The organism is Silicimonas algicola (assembly GCF_003148765.1).
Lineage (GTDB): Bacteria > Pseudomonadota > Alphaproteobacteria > Rhodobacterales > Rhodobacteraceae > Silicimonas > Silicimonas algicola.
This window is the reverse complement of the sequence record NZ_QGGV01000005.1, coordinates 118955-134311: the sequence shown is the minus strand read 5'-3', so window position 1 is coordinate 134311 and position 15357 is coordinate 118955. Positions and strand designations below refer to the sequence as shown.

Sequence of the window (15357 nt, the reverse complement as noted above, 5' to 3'; positions counted from 1 at the left end):
GTTTCGCATGAGCAGTAACGTCACGCGCCGCCTCCTTCTGGCCGGCCTTCTGTCCGGTGCGGCCAGCGCCGCTCTGGCTGAAGCGCCCCTCGCCACTCAAAGGCCGCTTCCGCGCGGCATGGCCCCGGTTCCCCCGCCCCGCATCCCGCAGAGCGAGGCTCTGGTGCAGAAGGCGAACCTTGGCGGAAAGGTCGCCTTTGCCGTCGCCGACGCGGGCACGGGCGAAATCCTCGAGGCGCGCCTCGGCGGCGAGCCGATGCCGCCCGCCTCCACGCTCAAGGTGCTGACGGCGCTTTACGGCCTCGACCGACTGGGGTCGGCCTACCGCTTCAAGACGCAGGTGATCGCCACCGGACCCATCGTCGATGGCCGGCTCGACGGCGACCTCGTCCTGGTCGGCGGGGGAGATCCCACGCTCGACACCGATCGCCTCGCCGACCTGGCCAAGGCGATGCGGGAATCCGGGCTGCACGAGGTGAAAGGCCGTTACCTTCTGTGGCCGGGCGCCTTGCCGACGGCAGACCGCATTGACGACGAACAGCCCGAGATCGTGAGCTACAACCCGTCATTCGGCGGCCTGAATCTCAATTACAACCGCGTTCACTTCCAGTGGCAAAGGCAGCAGGACGACTACCTCGTGACCATGCACGCACGTGCCCGGAACTTCAGTCCGGCGACGGACGTGGCGACCATGACCATCATCGATCGCAAGGCGCCCGTCTTCGACTACCGGGCCGGCTCGCGTCGGGATTACTGGTCGGTCGCGCGCGGCGCACTCGGCCAGGATGGCGCGCGTTGGCTGCCGGTACGCTTTCCCGAATGGTACGCGGGCGACGTCTTCCGCACGCTCGCCCGCTCGAACGGCATCCTCCTCGGCAACGCCGAGGTGATCGATGCACCGCCGGAAGGCACGGTCGTGGCCACCATCGAAAGCGACCCGCTCGAGCCCGTCCTGTCCGACATGCTGACGTATTCCACGAACCTGACGGCCGAGGTCGTGGGCCTTGCCGCAAGCCAGGCCGGGGGCGCATCGCCCCAGACCCTCGCCCAGTCCGCCGCCGCCATGCAGTCCTGGGCGTTGATAAACTTCGGCGTAAAGGGCGCGATGCTGGGTGATCACTCGGGCCTCGGCTATGACACGGTCCTTCCGGCCCAGGGCATGGTTCGCGTCCTGGCCGCAAATCCGCGTCTCGCCCCCCTGCTCAAGACCGTAAACCTGTCTCTGGACAAGGCTCGACCCGCTCCGCCGGGTGTGATCGTCCATGCCAAGACCGGGACGCTGAACTTCGTCAGCGCCCTCGCCGGCTACATTCTCGTCGCCGGAGGCCGCACCCTCGTCTTCTCGATCATGACCGCGGACAACGCGCGGCGCGACGCGGTGCCGCGGGAAGAGCGGGAAAGACCGCAGGGGTCGAAAGGGTGGGCAACGCGCTCGCGGCAGCTTCAGAAAGAGCTGATACGCGACTGGGTCAGGCTCTACGCCTGAGCTCAAACGGAAAGGGGCGGCCCCCGAAGGACCGCCCCGTACTCGATAAACCATCAACTCTTGAACTGTTACACCGTCGCGGACGAGCCGCGCGGACCTGCGATGAGCCAGATGATGAAGCCCACGACGGGCAGGATCAGGATCAGTGCGGTCCAGAGTATTTTGGCAAGGACCGAGGCCCCGCTCGTCAGAACTTTGTAGATCGCGTAAATATCCGCGATCAGGACGATAATTCCGAGAAGTCCATATTCCATGGCGGTGTCTCCTTTCGACAATGAAACATCCCGCCCGCCGATGAGTTCCCGAAAAATCTATGGAACGGCTCGGCCCGAGCCGTGTTGTTCCGCGGATTGAAAAGGAGACACCAATGAAACTCGGATATGTTCTGGGTGCTATCGCCATCGCTCTTCTCGTGGCGTTCGGAATCTACTTCGTGGACGTCGATCAGACGCAAGAAGGTGCGATGCCTGACGTAGATGTAAGCGTCGAAGGCGGTCAGCTGCCCGAGACCGAGACCGAAGTCGGTGACATTAACGTCGGCACCGAAGAGGTCGACGTCGAGGTCCCGACCGTCGATGTCCAGTCGCCTGAAGAAGAAGCGACCGAGGAAGGCGCAACCAACTGACACCTCCCTCACCCGGTACGACAGGAAGACGGCCATCAGGGCCGTCTTTTCTGTTCAGGGGCGGGACTAGAGCTTCCGGTGACGCGCCCTCGCTCCTGCCTCGATTGCGGCGGCAAGCAAACGGTCGAGGTTCAGCTCATACCGCATTTCCTCGAGAAACCGCAGCTCTCCCTCGCGCGCGGCGCCGTCCGCGGCCGCGACATCGCACGCCATCGCGTAAGCCGTGTCGAAGAGCCGTTCGGGAAGCGTCCGCCGCACCGTCGCCCACAGGTCGTCAAGCCCGTCTTCGTCGGCAAGGATGCCGAAAAGACGGTTCGACACCTCGCGGATGCGGTCCATGTCATACCCGCTGAAGACCGGCAGGTGGTTCACCATCCGCTCGATCGAAATCAGCTCCGACGTCCGGATCGTCTCGTCCGACGCGGAAACCGAGATCATGAGAGCGATGAGGGTGTCCTCGGGTGTGAAATCGGTCAGGGGCACAGGCTGTTCCTTTGATGCGTTGGCCCAGAATTTATTGACCTCGCGCATGGGTCGCAATAGGACACGCGGGCTTCGACCCAGGGATCCCCAACATGACCGACATGCGTGACGCCGCGATGACCTCGAAGGCCTGGCCTTTCGAAGAGGCGCGGCGGCTGCTGAAACGCTACGAATCCGGCGCCCCCGCTAAGGGATATGTGCTCTTCGAAACGGGCTACGGACCTTCGGGTCTGCCGCACATCGGGACCTTCGGCGAAGTGCTGCGCACCACGATGATCCGCCGCGCCTTCGAGACGATCAGCGACATCCCGACGCGAATGATCTGCTTCTCCGACGACATGGACGGAATGCGCAAGATCCCCGGCAACGTCCCGAACCAGGAGATGCTGCGCGAACATCTCCAGAAGCCCCTCACCAGCGTGCCCGATCCGTTCGGCGAGTTCGAAAGCTTCGGCCACCACAACAACGCGATGCTGCGCCGTTTTCTCGATACCTTCGGGTTCGAGTACGAGTTCTACTCCGCGACGGACTTCTACAAGTCAGGCCAGTTCGACGAGACGTTGCTGAGGGCGGTCGAACGCTACGACGACCTGATGGCGGTGATGCTGAAATCGCTGCGGGACGAGCGGCAGCAGACGTATTCTATCTTCCTTCCGCTCCACCCCGAGACCGGCCGCGTCATGTACGTTCCCCTGAAGGAGATCAGCGCCCGCGACGGCACCATCACCTTTGACGACGACAGCGGCCGGGAATGGACTGTTCCGGTCACGGGCGGCAACGTGAAGCTTCAGTGGAAGCCTGACTTCGGCGCCCGGTGGGCCGCGCTCGACGTCGACTTCGAGATGTACGGCAAGGACCATTCGACCAACACGCCCATCTACGACTCGATCTGCGAGATCCTGGGCGGCCGCGCCCCGGAACACTTCACCTACGAGCTTTTCCTCGACGACAAGGGGCAGAAGATTTCCAAATCCTCGGGCAACGGCATCTCGATCGACGAGTGGCTGACCTACGCCTCGTCCGAAAGCCTGTCGTATTTCATGTTCCAGAAACCGAAGACGGCGAAACGTTTGTTCTTCGATGTCATTCCGAAGGCCGTGGACGAATACCACCAGCAGCTTCGCGCCTATCCCGAGCAGGACGCGGCGGGCAAGCTGGCAAACCCCGTCCACCATATCCACAACGGCAAGGTTCCGGCCTCGAACATGGTCGTGCCCTTTGCCATGCTTCTGAACCTCGCCAGCGTTTCGGGCGCCGAGGACAAGGGGACGCTCTGGGGCTTCATCCGCCGATACGCGCCGGATGCCTCGGCCGCGACGCATCCCGATCTCGACGCCGCCGTGGGTCACGCGGTGCGCTATTTCAACGACTTCGTGAAGCCCGAGCGCAGTTTCCGCGCCCCCGACGCCCGCGAGCGTGCGGCGCTGGAGGATCTGAAGGCGAAGCTGCAGGAGTGGACCGGCGGGACCGATCCCGAGGAGCTTCAGACCATGGTCTTCGCGGTGGGCAAGGATCACGGGTTCGAACCTCTGCGCGACTGGTTCAAGGCGCTTTACGAGGTTCTTCTGGGCGCCAGCCAGGGACCGCGCTTCGGCGGGTTCATCGCGCTCTATGGCATCGACGAGACCGTGGCGCTGATCGACAGGGGGCTTGCAGGCGAGCTGGGCTGAGGCGGTCCCGGTCCAGGGACGCGGAATTGATCCCCCGCTTGTGAACTTTCCCGGACCTCCGGTCGTATATCCTGTCGAACAGACAGGAGACGGACATGACCAACCTCCTTCGCATCGCGTTTCTGCTTCTCGTCGTCGCGGGTCCTCTCCGCGCGGACACGACCCTTCCCGAAGACCCCGAGATCCGCGGCGTCATCGGGTCCCAGATGGACGCCTTCCTCGCCGAGGATCCTACGACCGCCTTCAGCTTTGCCTCGCCCATGATCCAGGGCCGCTTCGGCACCGCGGAGACGTTCGGCGACATGGTCCGCAACGGCTATCCCATGGTCTGGGCACCCGACGAGACGCGGTTTCTCGAACTGCGCGAGATCGACGGCAAGACCTGGCAGAAAGTCATGGTCCGCGACGGCGCGGGTGCCTTCCACGTCCTCGACTACGAAATGATCCAGACCGACGACGGCTGGAAGATCAACGGGGTCCAGCTTTTGCGCCCGCCGGGTGTCGGGGCCTGAAAAGCGGGACCGCACCGAACGCCCTGTTGTGCGACGCTTAACGAGCCATTCCTAGCTTCCCGTCCCAAACGCGCATCGCGATAAAGGGTCAATGGAATGAACAAGGTCATCACCGACGGGCTGGTTCTGATGCCGCCCTCCTTCTCAGCCGGTCTGGCTGTCTGGTCCGCGGGCGACGGCACGCCGGGCTCCACCACATATGATGGCGTCGGAACCGCCGCCGTCGTACCCGGCGACGCCGACTTCGGCGCCTGCCTCGAGGTTCTCAAGACCGACAGCGTCCAGAAGCTGCGCTGGATGGGCGAAACTCCCATCCTTCCCGGATGCTACCTGCGCGTGACAGCAAGGATGAAGGCGATCTCCGGCCCGATCCCGTCGATCCGCATCGCGGGCTGGGCCTCGGACGGCTCGGACGTCCACGTCGCGGGACTGGTCGAGACCGGCTCCAGCGCCATCCCGTCCACCTATGGTGAGGTGGCAGAGGTCTCGGCCATCATCGGGTCCGGCCCGCGCATCGGCGTCGACATGGTCTGGGGCGCGCCCGTCGTCTACGGCCACATCGGGATCGACCTTACAGGCCCCACGGGTGGAGTGGTGCGCATCGACGATATCCGCATCGAAGACGCGACCGACGTCTTCCACCGCACCATGATGGACTGGGTCGACGTCCGCGACTACGGCGCGGCGGGCGACGGCGTGACCGACTGCACCGCCGCCTTCCTCGCCGCCAATGCCGCAGCCCTGGGACGCGGCATCCTGATCCCCGAGGGCATCTACGCCCTGTCAGACGACATCACCCTCGAATACGCCGCCCGCTTTACCGGCACCGTCACCCTTCCCTCCCACAAGGCGCTGATCCTGCGCCGCAACTTCGACCTTCCGAGCTACGCCGCGGCCTTCGGCGACGAAGAGACGGGCTTCAGACGAGGGTTCCAGGCGCTCCTGTCTTTCGCCGACCACGAAAGCTTCGACCTGGGCGGCCGCCGGATCGAGGTCACGGGCCCGATCGACATGGCCGCCGCTGCCGGACAGGACACCTTCGAGATCCGCCGCGTCATCCGCAACGGCCAGTTCAACGTCGTCCCCGGCCCGGCATGGGACAGCGGCACCGTCACCAGTCAAGCATCCTACGACGCCGCCCAGCCCCACACGCTGACCGCCGTCGCCAACGTCGCCAACATCGAGGTCGGCAGCCTCGTCACCGGCCCCGGCGTCGGGCGCGAGGTCTATGTCGCGGCCACGAACGTCGGCGCCGGCACCGTCACGCTGTCGCAGCCGCTCCATGCCGCCCCCGCGAGTCAGACCTACACCTTCACCCGCTTCCGCTACGTCCTCGACTTCTCGGGCTTCTCGAAGCTGTCGAAGTTCACGCTCACCGACGTCGAGATCCACTGCCAGGGCGTGGCCTCCGGCATCCTCCTCGCTCCCTCCGGCGAGACCTTCCACCTGAAGGACAGCTTCGTCACCAAGCCCAGGGACCGGGGCGTCACCAGCCACGGCACGGGCTGCCAGGACCTCCAGATCGACCGCTGCCACTTCACCAGCGATGAGCAGGCCGTGGCCGCCGACGCCCGCATCAGCCGCGCCCTGAACGTCAAGGCCAACGACGCCAAGCTCCGCGACAGCCGCTTTCAGCGCTTCGGCACCACGATGATCCTGCACGGCAACGGCCACCTGATCGTCGGCAACCACTGGTTCCAGGGCGACAACGTGACCGACGGCCCCCGCGCCGCCGGCCTCGTCTTCACCGAGCCGAACGTGAAATCGGTCGTCACCGGCAACTACATCGACAACTGCTTCATAGAGTGGACGAACGAGCACGACGCCGCGCCCGATTTCTCGTCCGAGTACTCCTTCGGCGGCCTGTCTCTCACCGGCAACGTCTTCACGGTCAACGACGCCGCGAGCTGGTTCATGGATCGTGCTCAAGCCCTACGGCGGCGGACACTTCCTGCATGGCCTCTCGGTCACGGGCAACGTGTTCAAGTCGCTGAACGGCACCACCGACCGGGTCGAGAAGGTCGACGCAGCCATGGCGCCTCTCGCCTATGGCTCCGTGCGCAACATCGTTTTCGACGGCAACACCTTCAACGGTGTGGGGCAGGTCACGCAGAACCCCGTCACGCTCGCCTTCGACCAGGAGACCGAGGCCACGACATGGTCCATCGAAACCGGGCCCTGGCTGCCCTTCGGCGGCCGCGCCCGAGAGGCGGTGTCGGTTACGGCCGAGGGCCCGGTGACGAAGACGGGGGGTGCTCCGGTCTTTGCCATGCCCTACGTCATCTGCGAAGCCGGACCGTCGAAGACCGAGATCCGGCTGACTTGGCCTGAACCAGTCAAGGGACGTGTCCACGTCACAGCGCGTGTCGACCGTCCCATCTGACGCAGATCAAGGACACGCCCTCCGCATCATGCTTTCCTTTCGGCGAAACCGAAGGGGAAGCAGATGTACAAGAACATTCTCGTTCCGATCGACCCGTCGCATGGGACGAAGCATGACGATGCGCTCAAGATGGCGCTTCACCTCGCAGAGGACGCCAACGCCTCCATCACCGCGCTCACGGTGATCGAACCCGCGCCCAGCTACATTGGCCTGACGGACACGGCGGCCGACTACGAGAAGATGGCGGCGGACAAGGCGATGGCCGCCCTCCGGCGCTTCGTCGGTCCGGGGTCGGAAGTGAAGACCGTGATCCTCCACGGCTCGCCCGGAACGCAGATCGTCGAGTATGCCCGCGATCACGGCAACGACGTCATCGTCATCGCCTCGCACAAGCCGGGGCTGTCCGACTACTTCCTCGGCTCGACCGCCGCGCGGGTGGTACGCCACGCCGCCTGCTGCGTCCATGTCATGCGATAGAACGTGACCCATGTCTCTGCCGTGCTAGGCTGAGGGGCAGGAGGATCGCCCATGCCGCAGATCACCACGGACCGCGCCCGCCAGACGGTCATCACCACCTTCGAATGCTCGCCGGGCACCTGCACCGACCTTCTCGAGGCGCTCGAAGACGCCTACCGCGACTTCATCTCGAAGCAACCGGGCTTCATCGGCTCGGGTCTCCACGTCAACGATGCGCAGACCCGGATCGCGAACTACACGCAGTGGACGTCCCGCGAGCATTTCCAAGCCATGCTTCGGTCCGACGAGATGCGCCAGCGAAACCGCCATATCGCGTCGCTCTGTTCGCGCTTCGAGCCGGTGATGTACGACGTCGCCTCGGTCTTTTCCTAAACTCGCAGCAGCTTCTGCGAGGGCGTCGCGAGAGGCGATGGCATTCGGCCGGATCGTGCTAGGTCGCTCGAAGGACGACGATGGAGGCCGGCTTGGACAACGCGTTGCTGTGGATTCTCATCCTTCCCGGCATGATCCTCGGGGGGCTCGCGCAGACCTGGGTGAAGGGCGCGGTGTCGCGCTTCTCCCGCGTTCCGCTCTCGCAGGGCCTGACCGGCGCGCAGGTCGCGCGCATGGTCCTCGATTCGAAAGGCCTGCGCCAGGTCCGCATCGAACCTGTCCGCGGCGTCCTGTCCGACCATTACGATCCCCGCTCCCAGGTCCTTCGCCTGTCCGAGCCCGTCTACGGCGCAAGCACCATCGCCGCCGCCGGCATTGCGGCGCACGAGGCCGGCCACGCCATCCAGGATGCCGAGGACTATGCACCGATGGAGTTCCGGACCGCCATCGTGCCGCTCGTCAAGGCCGGCTCCTCGATCGCACCGCTCATCTTCTTCGGGGGTCTGCTGATCCAGTCGCCCGCCGTGATGTGGGCAGGCGCCATCCTCTTCGGCGCCTCGTCGCTCTTCGCCCTCGTGACACTGCCGGTCGAGTTCGACGCCAGCCGACGGGCGCTGAACCACCTTCAGGGCCTCGGCATCCTGCGCGGCGAGGGCGAGATGGACGGCGCGCGCAAGGTCCTCCGCGCCGCCGCCTGGACCTACGTCGCCGCCGCCGTCGCTGCGATCGGAAGCTGGGCCATCTACCTTCTGATGAGCCGCCGCCGCTAGCGCGGCAAAGGCTGCGCGGGCTCCTCGCACGCATAGGGACTACCGTCCGGCAGGACGCAGAGATCGCGCAGTGTCGCGGGGTCGAGGGACAGCGTGCCGCTGGTCACCTTCCGATCCTCGCGGTCCGTGAGGTAGGCCTCGCAGGTCGAGACATAGTAGCGCTCCCGCCTCTCCTCCGAGCCGTACCACGCGGCAAAGGCGGCGGCGGCCGCCTGGGTGTCGTCGCCTGACTTCGACATTTCCGCCGCAAAGGCCGCCGCAATGTCCGCGCTGAGGTCGAACGCCGAGAATGCTCCGAAGGCCGATCCTCCCTCCGCGCCCCTCATCCGCCATGCCACCAGAGCCGCGACGGCCATGGCGTCCGCCTCGAGCGCGAAGACGGCGCGGGCGTAATCGCGCATCGAAAGGTCGGGCGACAGGCAGACGCCGCGCGTCGCCTGATCGAGGTGTCGCAACTCGTGGATCAGGACCACCGACGCCTCGCCCGCAGTCAGGTCCGATGCCAATGAGATCGCCTTCGACACCCGGTCGAAGGTGCCGTGCGCCTCTGCCGGCCCGTCCGAGACGCAAAGCGACGGACCGATCGCGTCCGCCACCCTGGAAAGCGGCGGAGACGCCTCCAGCACTGCCTTTGCCGCGGCCGCGATGGCGGGCGGAAGTCCCTCTTCCGCCCAGGGCCATTCGATGCAGGTCTCGGCGTCTGCGGCTCCGCAGCAGAACCCCAGCAACAGGATGGCGGCACCTCTCATGCCGCCATCCTATCCGATCAGGCTGGCTGCGCCATCAATGCCATGGCCGCAATCGCGCATCCCACGCCCGCGGCATCCCGCATCGCAAGCGGTTCGTCGAAGACGACGGCGCCGATGACGCAAAGCGCCACCAGGGTGAGCATGGAATAGGCGACCGCGGCCTGCGCGAGCGTGATGTGGCGCATGGCTACATACCAAAGCACTGCGGAGATGGCGTAGAACGCAATCCCCAGGATCATGGGCCGCGACAGGAAAGCCGACCTGTCAGCGGCAAGCTTGATGAAGCTGTCCCCCGTGATCGCGACCATCGCGGCGAAGAGGACGAAGAAAAGTCCGGTTGCGAATGTCATCGAAATAAATCCGTGAAGACCGGCAATGCGTCCGGTCGCGGTCACTCTCAGCCCTCCCGACGGTCGCTGTCAAACTGCGGCACGCGCTGCGTGAAAAGCCCGTGAACCGCTCACGAAAGGTCGACCGGCGTCAGCTTGTAAGCCTGCCCGAACCCTCCGTTCAACAGGGCCGACACCGGCGACAGCCGCACCATGTGGAAGTCCCCGAACCCGATGTAGAGCCGCGCCTTGGGCTGCGCCTCGAGGTAGGTCTCGGCGAAGTCCGCCTTGTCGACGAACGCGGCCGTCACCCTCAGCGACAGCCTCGGATGCGCCAGCGGATCGCCCCGGCCCGGCTCGCCCACCATCAGCCCCGCGCGCGGATCGGACCTCAGCGCGGCGGTGTGCGGCGCGAGGTCCGAGACGAGAGCAAGGAAACCGCCTCCTGCCTCGGGCGCAAGGGCCACCCGCGACACCATCGGTTGCCCGTCCGGCTCCAGGACCGCCAGTGCCCCATGACGCGCCTCGCCCCGCAACCTCCGCGCCAGGCCCCGCGCCTCCTCGTCGACCGGCCGGAAGGGATCGCCCGCCATTCAGGTCCGCGCCTCCAGAAGCGCACCCTCCATCGTCAGCTCCTCGATCCGGGCGAGGTCCTCCCCCGAAAACGGCGCCCCTCCGACCGCGCCCACGCAATCCTCGATCTGCGTCGGCCGCGACGCCCCGATCAGGGCCGAGGTCGCGCGACCCTCGCGCAGAATCCAGGCCAGCGCCATCTGAGCCAGCGTCTGGCCCCGTTCGCGCGCCAGGTCGTTCAGTCCGCGCAGCCGATCGACGATGCCCGGTGCAAGATGCTCCTCCTTCAGCGACTTGCCCTGCGTCGCCCGGCTGTCCCCCGGGACGCCGTCCAGATAGCGCCCCGTCAGCAGCCCCTGCGCCAAGGGCGAGAAGGCGATGGAGCCCACGCAAAGGTCGTCGAGCGCCGCCCACAGCCCATCCCGCTCGGTCCAGCGGTTCAGCATGCTGTAGCTCGGCTGGTGGATCAGGCAGGGCGTGCCGAGGGCCTCCAGGATCCCCACCGCCTCCCGCGTCTGTTCCGTCGTATAGGACGAGATCCCCGCATATCGCGCCCGCCCCGACCGCACGATGAAGTCGAGCGCCCCCATGGTCTCGTCCAGCGGCGTCTCGGGATCGAAGCGGTGCGAATAGAAGATGTCGACGTGATCGACGCGCATCCGGCGCAGGGACTGGTCGCACGACGCGATCAGATACTTCCGGCTGCCCCATTCGCCATAGGGTCCCGGCCACATGCCATAGCCAGCCTTGGTCGACAGCACGAGTTCGTCGCGATACCCCGCGAAGTCCGTCGCCAGAATCTCTCCGAAAGCCTCCTCGGCGCTGCCCGGCGGCGGCCCGTAGTTGTTCGCCAGGTCGAAGTGCGTGATGCCCAGGTCGAAGGCCCTCCGGCACATCGCGCGCTTGACGTCGTGGGGCGTGTCGCCGCCGAAATTGTGCCAGAGGCCAAGGCTGATCGCCGGCAGCTTCAACCCCGAAGCACCGCAGCGGCGATACTCCATCCGGTCATAGCGGTCGTCGGCGGGCGTGTAGCGGGGGGTGGAGGCGGGTCGCGTCATGCGGCCAAGCCTCTGACTGCCGCAACACGAAGTCAATCGCGCGAGCCCCGACTCTTCTTCTGTCGCAAAATACTCCGGGCAGTCCCGACGCACGCCGGGACGGGGCAGGCCCCTCCGACCTCAGACGCCTCGCGCCAGCAGGTCGACGTCAGAGGCGCTCAGGTGCTCTTCATGCACCTCCATCGCCCGGCCAGGGCAAAGGACGGATGAACGCCCGCCTTGACCCTCCCACGTCACGGCGTCACCTTCCTCGCCGGAGGTGCCTCGATGCCCACGTTCGACAGCAAGAAGATCGCCCACGCGCACCGAGAGGTTCACGCCCACCTGCCGTCGGACCCGGCCCTTCGCGTCAAGGCGCTGGAAAGCCTACTCGTCGAGAAAGGCCTCGTGGCGAGCGAGACCATCGACAACTGGATCGAGCTCTATTCCGAACGCATCGGTCCGATGCGCGGCGCGCGTCTCGTCGCCCGCTCCTGGACCGACCCCGCCTTCCGCGACCGGCTGCTGTCCGACGCGGGTCAGGTGGTGAAGGACTACGGCTACCAAGGTCACGCGACCGAGCACCTGAAGGCCGTCGAGAACACGCCCGGGGTCCACAACCTCGTCGTCTGCACGCTCTGCTCCTGCTATCCTTTCTCGATCCTCGGCATGTCGCCCATCTGGTACCGCTCGGCGGCCTACCGCGCCCGCGCGGTGAAGGAGCCCCGCGTCGTCCTGCATGAATTCGGCGTAACCCTCCCCGAGGACGTTGGCGTCCGCGTCTGGGATTCCACCGCAGAACTGCGCTATCTCGTGATCCCCGAGCGCCCGAAAGGCACCGAGGGCTGGGACGAGGACCACCTCGCCGCCATCGTCACCCGCGATTCCATGATCGGCACGCAGCGCGACCTGTCGGTGGAGCCCGCCTGATGGACGGCCCCCAGGATCTCGGCGGGAAAGAGGACTTCGGCCCCATCGACGTCGCCTCGCCGGACTTCCGACACGACTGGGAACGGCGGCAATGGGCGCTGTCGAAGCTCTGCCCCGTGCCCGGCATCACCATCGACTGGTTCCGTCACGGGCTCGAAAACATGCCGCCCGCCGTCTACCTCTCGGTCCCCTACTTCAAGAAGTGGAACGCCAACGAGATGGCGCTCGGCCTCGACGCGGGCGTCTACAGCCTCTCCGAACTCGTCTCGGGCCATGCGAAAGACCCGGCCGACCCGGCCCCGGTCCAGTCCGTCGACGCGCTCGAAGACCGCCAGCGCGCCCTCGCCCGCAGCTTCGCCGTCGAGGCTGACACCCAGCCCCTCTTCCGCGTCGGCGACCGCGTCACCACGGCGGCCCGCCCGACCGAGGGCCACAGCCGCCTGCCCGCCTACGCCCGCGCGGCGACCGGCACCGTGACCCATCATCACGGCGCACACCTCTTCGCCGACGCAGGCGCGCGCGGCGAGCACATCGGCCACCACCTCTATACCGTCGAATTCGCCGCCCCAGACCTCTGGACCGGCGCCGACCCGCGCGACACCGTCCGCATCGACCTCTGGGAGCCCTGCCTTGATCGCGCCTGACGACCCCTTCGCGCCCCTCGGCCACCGCTTCGCCGAACCCTGGCACGCCCAGACCCTCGCCGCCGCCCACGCGCTGGTCGACGAGGGCCACGCCACACCCGCGCAGTGGGCCGACGCCCTCGGCGCCGCCCTCGCCCGCGCCGCCGTCCAAGGCGCGCCCGACACCGAAGACACCTACTACCTCGCCGCCCTCGAGGCGCTCGAATCCCTTGCGCCCCTCGACCCCGCGCAGCTCTCCGACCGCAAGTCCGAATGGCGCGACGCCTACCTCCGCACACCCCACGGACAGCCCGTCACGCTCTGAGAACCCCAGACCCCCGATTGCGCCCGGCCCGCCCCATCGCTACATCGGGGGCCGAACGCGAACCCGGGAGATCACGATGGCCAGCTACCAGTACGTCTACCACATGGACGGGGTGTCCAAGACCTATCCCGGCGGCAAGAAGACCTTCGAGAACATCCGCCTGTCCTTCCTTCCCGGCGTCAAGATCGGCGTCGTCGGCGTCAACGGCGCGGGCAAATCGACCCTGCTGCGCATCATGGCCGGCCTCGACAAGGACTTCTCGGGCGAGGCCTGGGCGGCCGAGGGTGCGCGCGTGGGCTACCTGCCCCAGGAGCCCGAACTCGACCCCCAGCTCGACGTGCGCGGCAACGTCATGGAGGGTGTCGCGGCCAAGAAGGCCAAGCTCGACAAGTACAACGAACTCGCCATGAACTACTCCGACGAGACCGCCGACGAGATGGCGCGCCTCCAGGACGAGATCGACTCCGAGAACCTCTGGGATCTCGACAGCCAGATCGACGTCGCGATGGAGGCGCTGCGCTGCCCGCCCGACGATGCCTCGGTCGACAGCCTTTCGGGCGGCGAGAAGCGCCGCGTGGCGCTCTGCAAGCTCCTCCTCGAGGCGCCCGAGATGCTGCTGCTCGACGAACCGACCAACCACCTCGACGCCGAGACCATCGCCTGGCTCCAGCAGCACCTGATCGAGTACAAGGGCACCATCCTGATCGTCACCCACGACCGCTACTTCCTCGACGACATCACCGGCTGGATCCTCGAGTTGGACCGCGGCCGCGGCATCCCCTACGAGGGCAACTACTCCGCCTGGCTGGAACAGAAGGCCAAGCGCCTGTCGCAGGAGGCGCGCGAGGACAAGTCCCGCCAGAAGACGCTCGAGCGCGAACTCGACTGGATCCGCCAGGGCGCCAAGGCGCGGCAGGCCAAGCAGAAGGCCCGGATCAACGCCTACAACGACCTCGCCGCGCAGTCCGAGCGCGAGAAGATGGCCAAGGCCCAGATCATCATCCCGAACGGCGCCCGCCTCGGCGGCAAGGTGATCGAGGTCGAGGGCCTGAAGAAGGCCATGGGCGACAAGCTCCTCGTCGAGGACCTGTCCTTCTCGCTGCCGCCCGGTGGCATCGTCGGCGTCATCGGCCCGAACGGCGCCGGCAAGACCACGCTCTTCCGGATCCTGACCGGGCAGGAGAAGCCCGACGCGGGCGAGGTCAGCTACGGCGACACCGTCAAGCTCTCCTATGTCGACCAGTCCCGCGACGCGCTCGACGCCGGCAAGACGGTCTGGGAGGAGATCTCGGGCGGCGCCGAGATCATCGTGCTGGGCGACGCGCAGATGAACTCCCGCGCCTACTGCGGCGCCTTCAACTTCAAGGGCGGCGACCAGCAGAAGAAGGTCGGCCTTCTTTCGGGCGGCGAGCGCAACCGGGTCCACATGGCGAAACTCCTCAAGTCCGGGGGCAACGTCCTTCTCCTCGACGAACCCACCAACGACCTTGACGTGGAAACGTTAAGGGCGCTTGAAGACGCGCTGGTCGACTTCGCCGGCTGCGCCGTCGTCATCTCGCACGACCGCTTCTTCCTCGACCGCATCTGCACCCACATCCTCGCCTTCGAGGGCGAGGCCCACGTCGAGTGGTTCCAGGGCAACTTCGAGGACTACGAGGAAGACAAGAAGCGGCGGCTGGGACCGGATGCCGTCGAACCCAAACGACTGAAATACAAGAAGTTCACCCGCTAGGGTGAGCTTCTTGGATTTCGCGGGTGGGTTCGACGCGTGCGCGAAAGCGGTTTTGCACTAGCAAAACTGCGTGCGGCACCCGGTTGAGGTGTTATGCTTCGATGGAGCCGAAGCGGTTGAAGTACAAGAAGTTTACTCGTTGAGATCCGAGGGCAGAACATAACTTTTTATGTTCGCTTGCCAAGTCCGACCGTAGTGAACATGTTCGTTTCACAACCTCGGAGTGATCCGGTCAGTAGACCGGCGTCGCGGATCTGAGTTGTGATGAATATGAAAGAACT

18 protein-coding genes are annotated in these 15357 nt (G+C 66.1%); 12 read left to right on the top strand and 6 right to left on the bottom strand.

What is annotated here, in order from left to right:
* Nucleotides 1-7: 7 nt before the first annotated feature.
* The gene (gene dacB, locus C8D95_RS12435; RefSeq protein ID WP_109759513.1) at nt 8-1486 is read left to right on the top strand and encodes a D-alanyl-D-alanine carboxypeptidase/D-alanyl-D-alanine endopeptidase; all 1479 of its coding nucleotides are present in this window, start codon (nt 8-10) and stop codon (nt 1484-1486) included.
* 68 nt (nt 1487-1554) lie between these two features.
* Here the strand turns inward: dacB and C8D95_RS12430 are convergent, their stop codons facing one another.
* The gene (locus C8D95_RS12430; RefSeq protein WP_109759512.1) at nt 1555-1740 is read right to left on the bottom strand and encodes a PLDc N-terminal domain-containing protein; all 186 of its coding nucleotides are present in this window, start codon (nt 1738-1740) and stop codon (nt 1555-1557) included.
* Nucleotides 1741-1853: 113 nt separating this feature from the next.
* On the opposite strand from C8D95_RS12430, the gene C8D95_RS12425 reads away from it, so the two are divergent.
* The gene (locus tag C8D95_RS12425) at nt 1854-2111 is read left to right on the top strand and encodes a hypothetical protein (RefSeq protein WP_109759511.1); all 258 of its coding nucleotides are present in this window, start codon (nt 1854-1856) and stop codon (nt 2109-2111) included.
* 66 nt (nt 2112-2177) lie between these two features.
* On the opposite strand, the gene C8D95_RS12420 is transcribed toward C8D95_RS12425, so the two are convergent.
* Nucleotides 2178-2642 carry a tellurite resistance TerB family protein gene (locus C8D95_RS12420; RefSeq protein ID WP_109759510.1) on the bottom strand — a complete coding sequence of 155 codons (465 nt, stop codon included), beginning with the start codon at nt 2640-2642 and terminating at the stop codon, nt 2178-2180.
* A 44-nt stretch (nt 2643-2686) separates the two neighbouring features.
* Here C8D95_RS12420 and C8D95_RS12415 point away from each other — a divergent pair, with 44 nt between their 5' ends.
* From C8D95_RS12415 to C8D95_RS12390, 6 genes are all read left to right on the top strand, one after another.
* Nucleotides 2687-4264, top strand: a complete 1578-nt coding sequence (locus C8D95_RS12415; RefSeq protein WP_109759509.1) for a lysine--tRNA ligase — start codon at nt 2687-2689, stop codon at nt 4262-4264.
* A 95-nt stretch (nt 4265-4359) separates the two neighbouring features.
* A complete protein-coding gene (locus tag C8D95_RS12410; RefSeq protein WP_109759508.1) occupies nt 4360-4776 on the top strand; it encodes a DUF4864 domain-containing protein in 417 nt (138 codons plus the stop codon).
* Between the two features lie 96 nt (nt 4777-4872).
* Complete coding sequence (locus C8D95_RS12405) at nt 4873-7107, top strand: glycosyl hydrolase family 28-related protein (RefSeq protein ID WP_338143038.1); 2235 nt, start codon at nt 4873-4875, stop codon at nt 7105-7107.
* 115 nt (nt 7108-7222) lie between these two features.
* Nucleotides 7223-7636 (top strand): universal stress protein, encoded by a 414-nt coding sequence (locus C8D95_RS12400; protein WP_109759507.1) that lies wholly within the window; start codon nt 7223-7225, stop codon nt 7634-7636.
* A gap of 51 nt (nt 7637-7687) precedes the next feature.
* The gene (locus C8D95_RS12395) at nt 7688-8008 is read left to right on the top strand and encodes an antibiotic biosynthesis monooxygenase family protein (RefSeq protein WP_109759506.1); all 321 of its coding nucleotides are present in this window, start codon (nt 7688-7690) and stop codon (nt 8006-8008) included.
* A 92-nt stretch (nt 8009-8100) separates the two neighbouring features.
* The gene (locus tag C8D95_RS12390; RefSeq protein WP_206508361.1) at nt 8101-8778 is read left to right on the top strand and encodes a zinc metallopeptidase; all 678 of its coding nucleotides are present in this window, start codon (nt 8101-8103) and stop codon (nt 8776-8778) included.
* Here C8D95_RS12390 and C8D95_RS12385 read toward each other — a convergent pair.
* From C8D95_RS12385 to C8D95_RS12370, 4 genes are all read right to left on the bottom strand, one after another.
* Nucleotides 8775-9527: a DUF6782 family putative metallopeptidase gene (locus C8D95_RS12385; protein WP_109759504.1), complete on the bottom strand. Its 753-nt coding sequence runs from the start codon at nt 9525-9527 to the stop codon at nt 8775-8777. The genes C8D95_RS12390 and C8D95_RS12385 overlap by 4 nt on opposite strands.
* Before the next feature lie 17 nt (nt 9528-9544).
* On the bottom strand, nt 9545-9877 hold the full coding sequence (locus C8D95_RS12380; protein WP_109759503.1) for a DMT family transporter: 333 nt from the start codon (nt 9875-9877) through the stop codon (nt 9545-9547).
* A 110-nt stretch (nt 9878-9987) separates the two neighbouring features.
* Nucleotides 9988-10449, bottom strand: coding sequence for a HugZ family pyridoxamine 5'-phosphate oxidase (locus tag C8D95_RS12375; RefSeq protein ID WP_109759502.1), 462 nt, complete (start codon nt 10447-10449; stop codon nt 9988-9990).
* Nucleotides 10450-11487, bottom strand: coding sequence for an aldo/keto reductase (locus C8D95_RS12370; protein ID WP_109759501.1), 1038 nt, complete (start codon nt 11485-11487; stop codon nt 10450-10452).
* Nucleotides 11488-11778: 291 nt separating this feature from the next.
* Here C8D95_RS12370 and nthA point away from each other — a divergent pair, with 291 nt between their 5' ends.
* From nthA to ettA, 4 genes are all read left to right on the top strand, one after another.
* On the top strand, nt 11779-12396 hold the full coding sequence (gene nthA, locus C8D95_RS12365) for a nitrile hydratase subunit alpha (protein ID WP_420902678.1): 618 nt from the start codon (nt 11779-11781) through the stop codon (nt 12394-12396).
* Complete coding sequence (gene nthB / locus C8D95_RS12360) at nt 12396-13040, top strand: nitrile hydratase subunit beta (RefSeq protein ID WP_109759500.1); 645 nt, start codon at nt 12396-12398, stop codon at nt 13038-13040. Before nthA ends, nthB begins: the two co-directional genes overlap by 1 nt.
* Nucleotides 13027-13344 (top strand): nitrile hydratase accessory protein, encoded by a 318-nt coding sequence (locus C8D95_RS12355; protein WP_109759499.1) that lies wholly within the window; start codon nt 13027-13029, stop codon nt 13342-13344. Before nthB ends, C8D95_RS12355 begins: the two co-directional genes overlap by 14 nt.
* A gap of 76 nt (nt 13345-13420) precedes the next feature.
* The gene (gene ettA, locus C8D95_RS12350; RefSeq protein ID WP_109759498.1) at nt 13421-15076 is read left to right on the top strand and encodes an energy-dependent translational throttle protein EttA; all 1656 of its coding nucleotides are present in this window, start codon (nt 13421-13423) and stop codon (nt 15074-15076) included.
* Nucleotides 15077-15357: the final 281 nt, after the last annotated feature.

Bases quoted from the DNA above. Each gene is read 5' to 3' on its own strand.
- dacB (WP_109759513.1), top strand. From the start codon at position 8: ATGAGCAGTAACGTCACGCGCCGCCTCCTTCTGGCCGGCCTTCTGTCC.
- C8D95_RS12430 (WP_109759512.1), bottom strand. From the start codon at position 1,740: ATGGAATATGGACTTCTCGGAATTATCGTCCTGATCGCGGATATTTAC.
- C8D95_RS12425 (WP_109759511.1), top strand. From the start codon at position 1,854: ATGAAACTCGGATATGTTCTGGGTGCTATCGCCATCGCTCTTCTCGTG.
- C8D95_RS12420 (WP_109759510.1), bottom strand. From the start codon at position 2,642: ATGCGCGAGGTCAATAAATTCTGGGCCAACGCATCAAAGGAACAGCCT.
- C8D95_RS12415 (WP_109759509.1), top strand. From the start codon at position 2,687: ATGACCGACATGCGTGACGCCGCGATGACCTCGAAGGCCTGGCCTTTC.
- C8D95_RS12410 (WP_109759508.1), top strand. From the start codon at position 4,360: ATGACCAACCTCCTTCGCATCGCGTTTCTGCTTCTCGTCGTCGCGGGT.
- C8D95_RS12405 (WP_338143038.1), top strand. From the start codon at position 4,873: ATGAACAAGGTCATCACCGACGGGCTGGTTCTGATGCCGCCCTCCTTC.
- C8D95_RS12400 (WP_109759507.1), top strand. From the start codon at position 7,223: ATGTACAAGAACATTCTCGTTCCGATCGACCCGTCGCATGGGACGAAG.
- C8D95_RS12395 (WP_109759506.1), top strand. From the start codon at position 7,688: ATGCCGCAGATCACCACGGACCGCGCCCGCCAGACGGTCATCACCACC.
- C8D95_RS12385 (WP_109759504.1), bottom strand. From the start codon at position 9,527: ATGAGAGGTGCCGCCATCCTGTTGCTGGGGTTCTGCTGCGGAGCCGCA.
- C8D95_RS12380 (WP_109759503.1), bottom strand. From the start codon at position 9,877: ATGACATTCGCAACCGGACTTTTCTTCGTCCTCTTCGCCGCGATGGTC.
- C8D95_RS12375 (WP_109759502.1), bottom strand. From the start codon at position 10,449: ATGGCGGGCGATCCCTTCCGGCCGGTCGACGAGGAGGCGCGGGGCCTG.
- C8D95_RS12370 (WP_109759501.1), bottom strand. From the start codon at position 11,487: ATGACGCGACCCGCCTCCACCCCCCGCTACACGCCCGCCGACGACCGC.
- nthB (WP_109759500.1), top strand. From the start codon at position 12,396: ATGGACGGCCCCCAGGATCTCGGCGGGAAAGAGGACTTCGGCCCCATC.
- ettA (WP_109759498.1), top strand. From the start codon at position 13,421: ATGGCCAGCTACCAGTACGTCTACCACATGGACGGGGTGTCCAAGACC.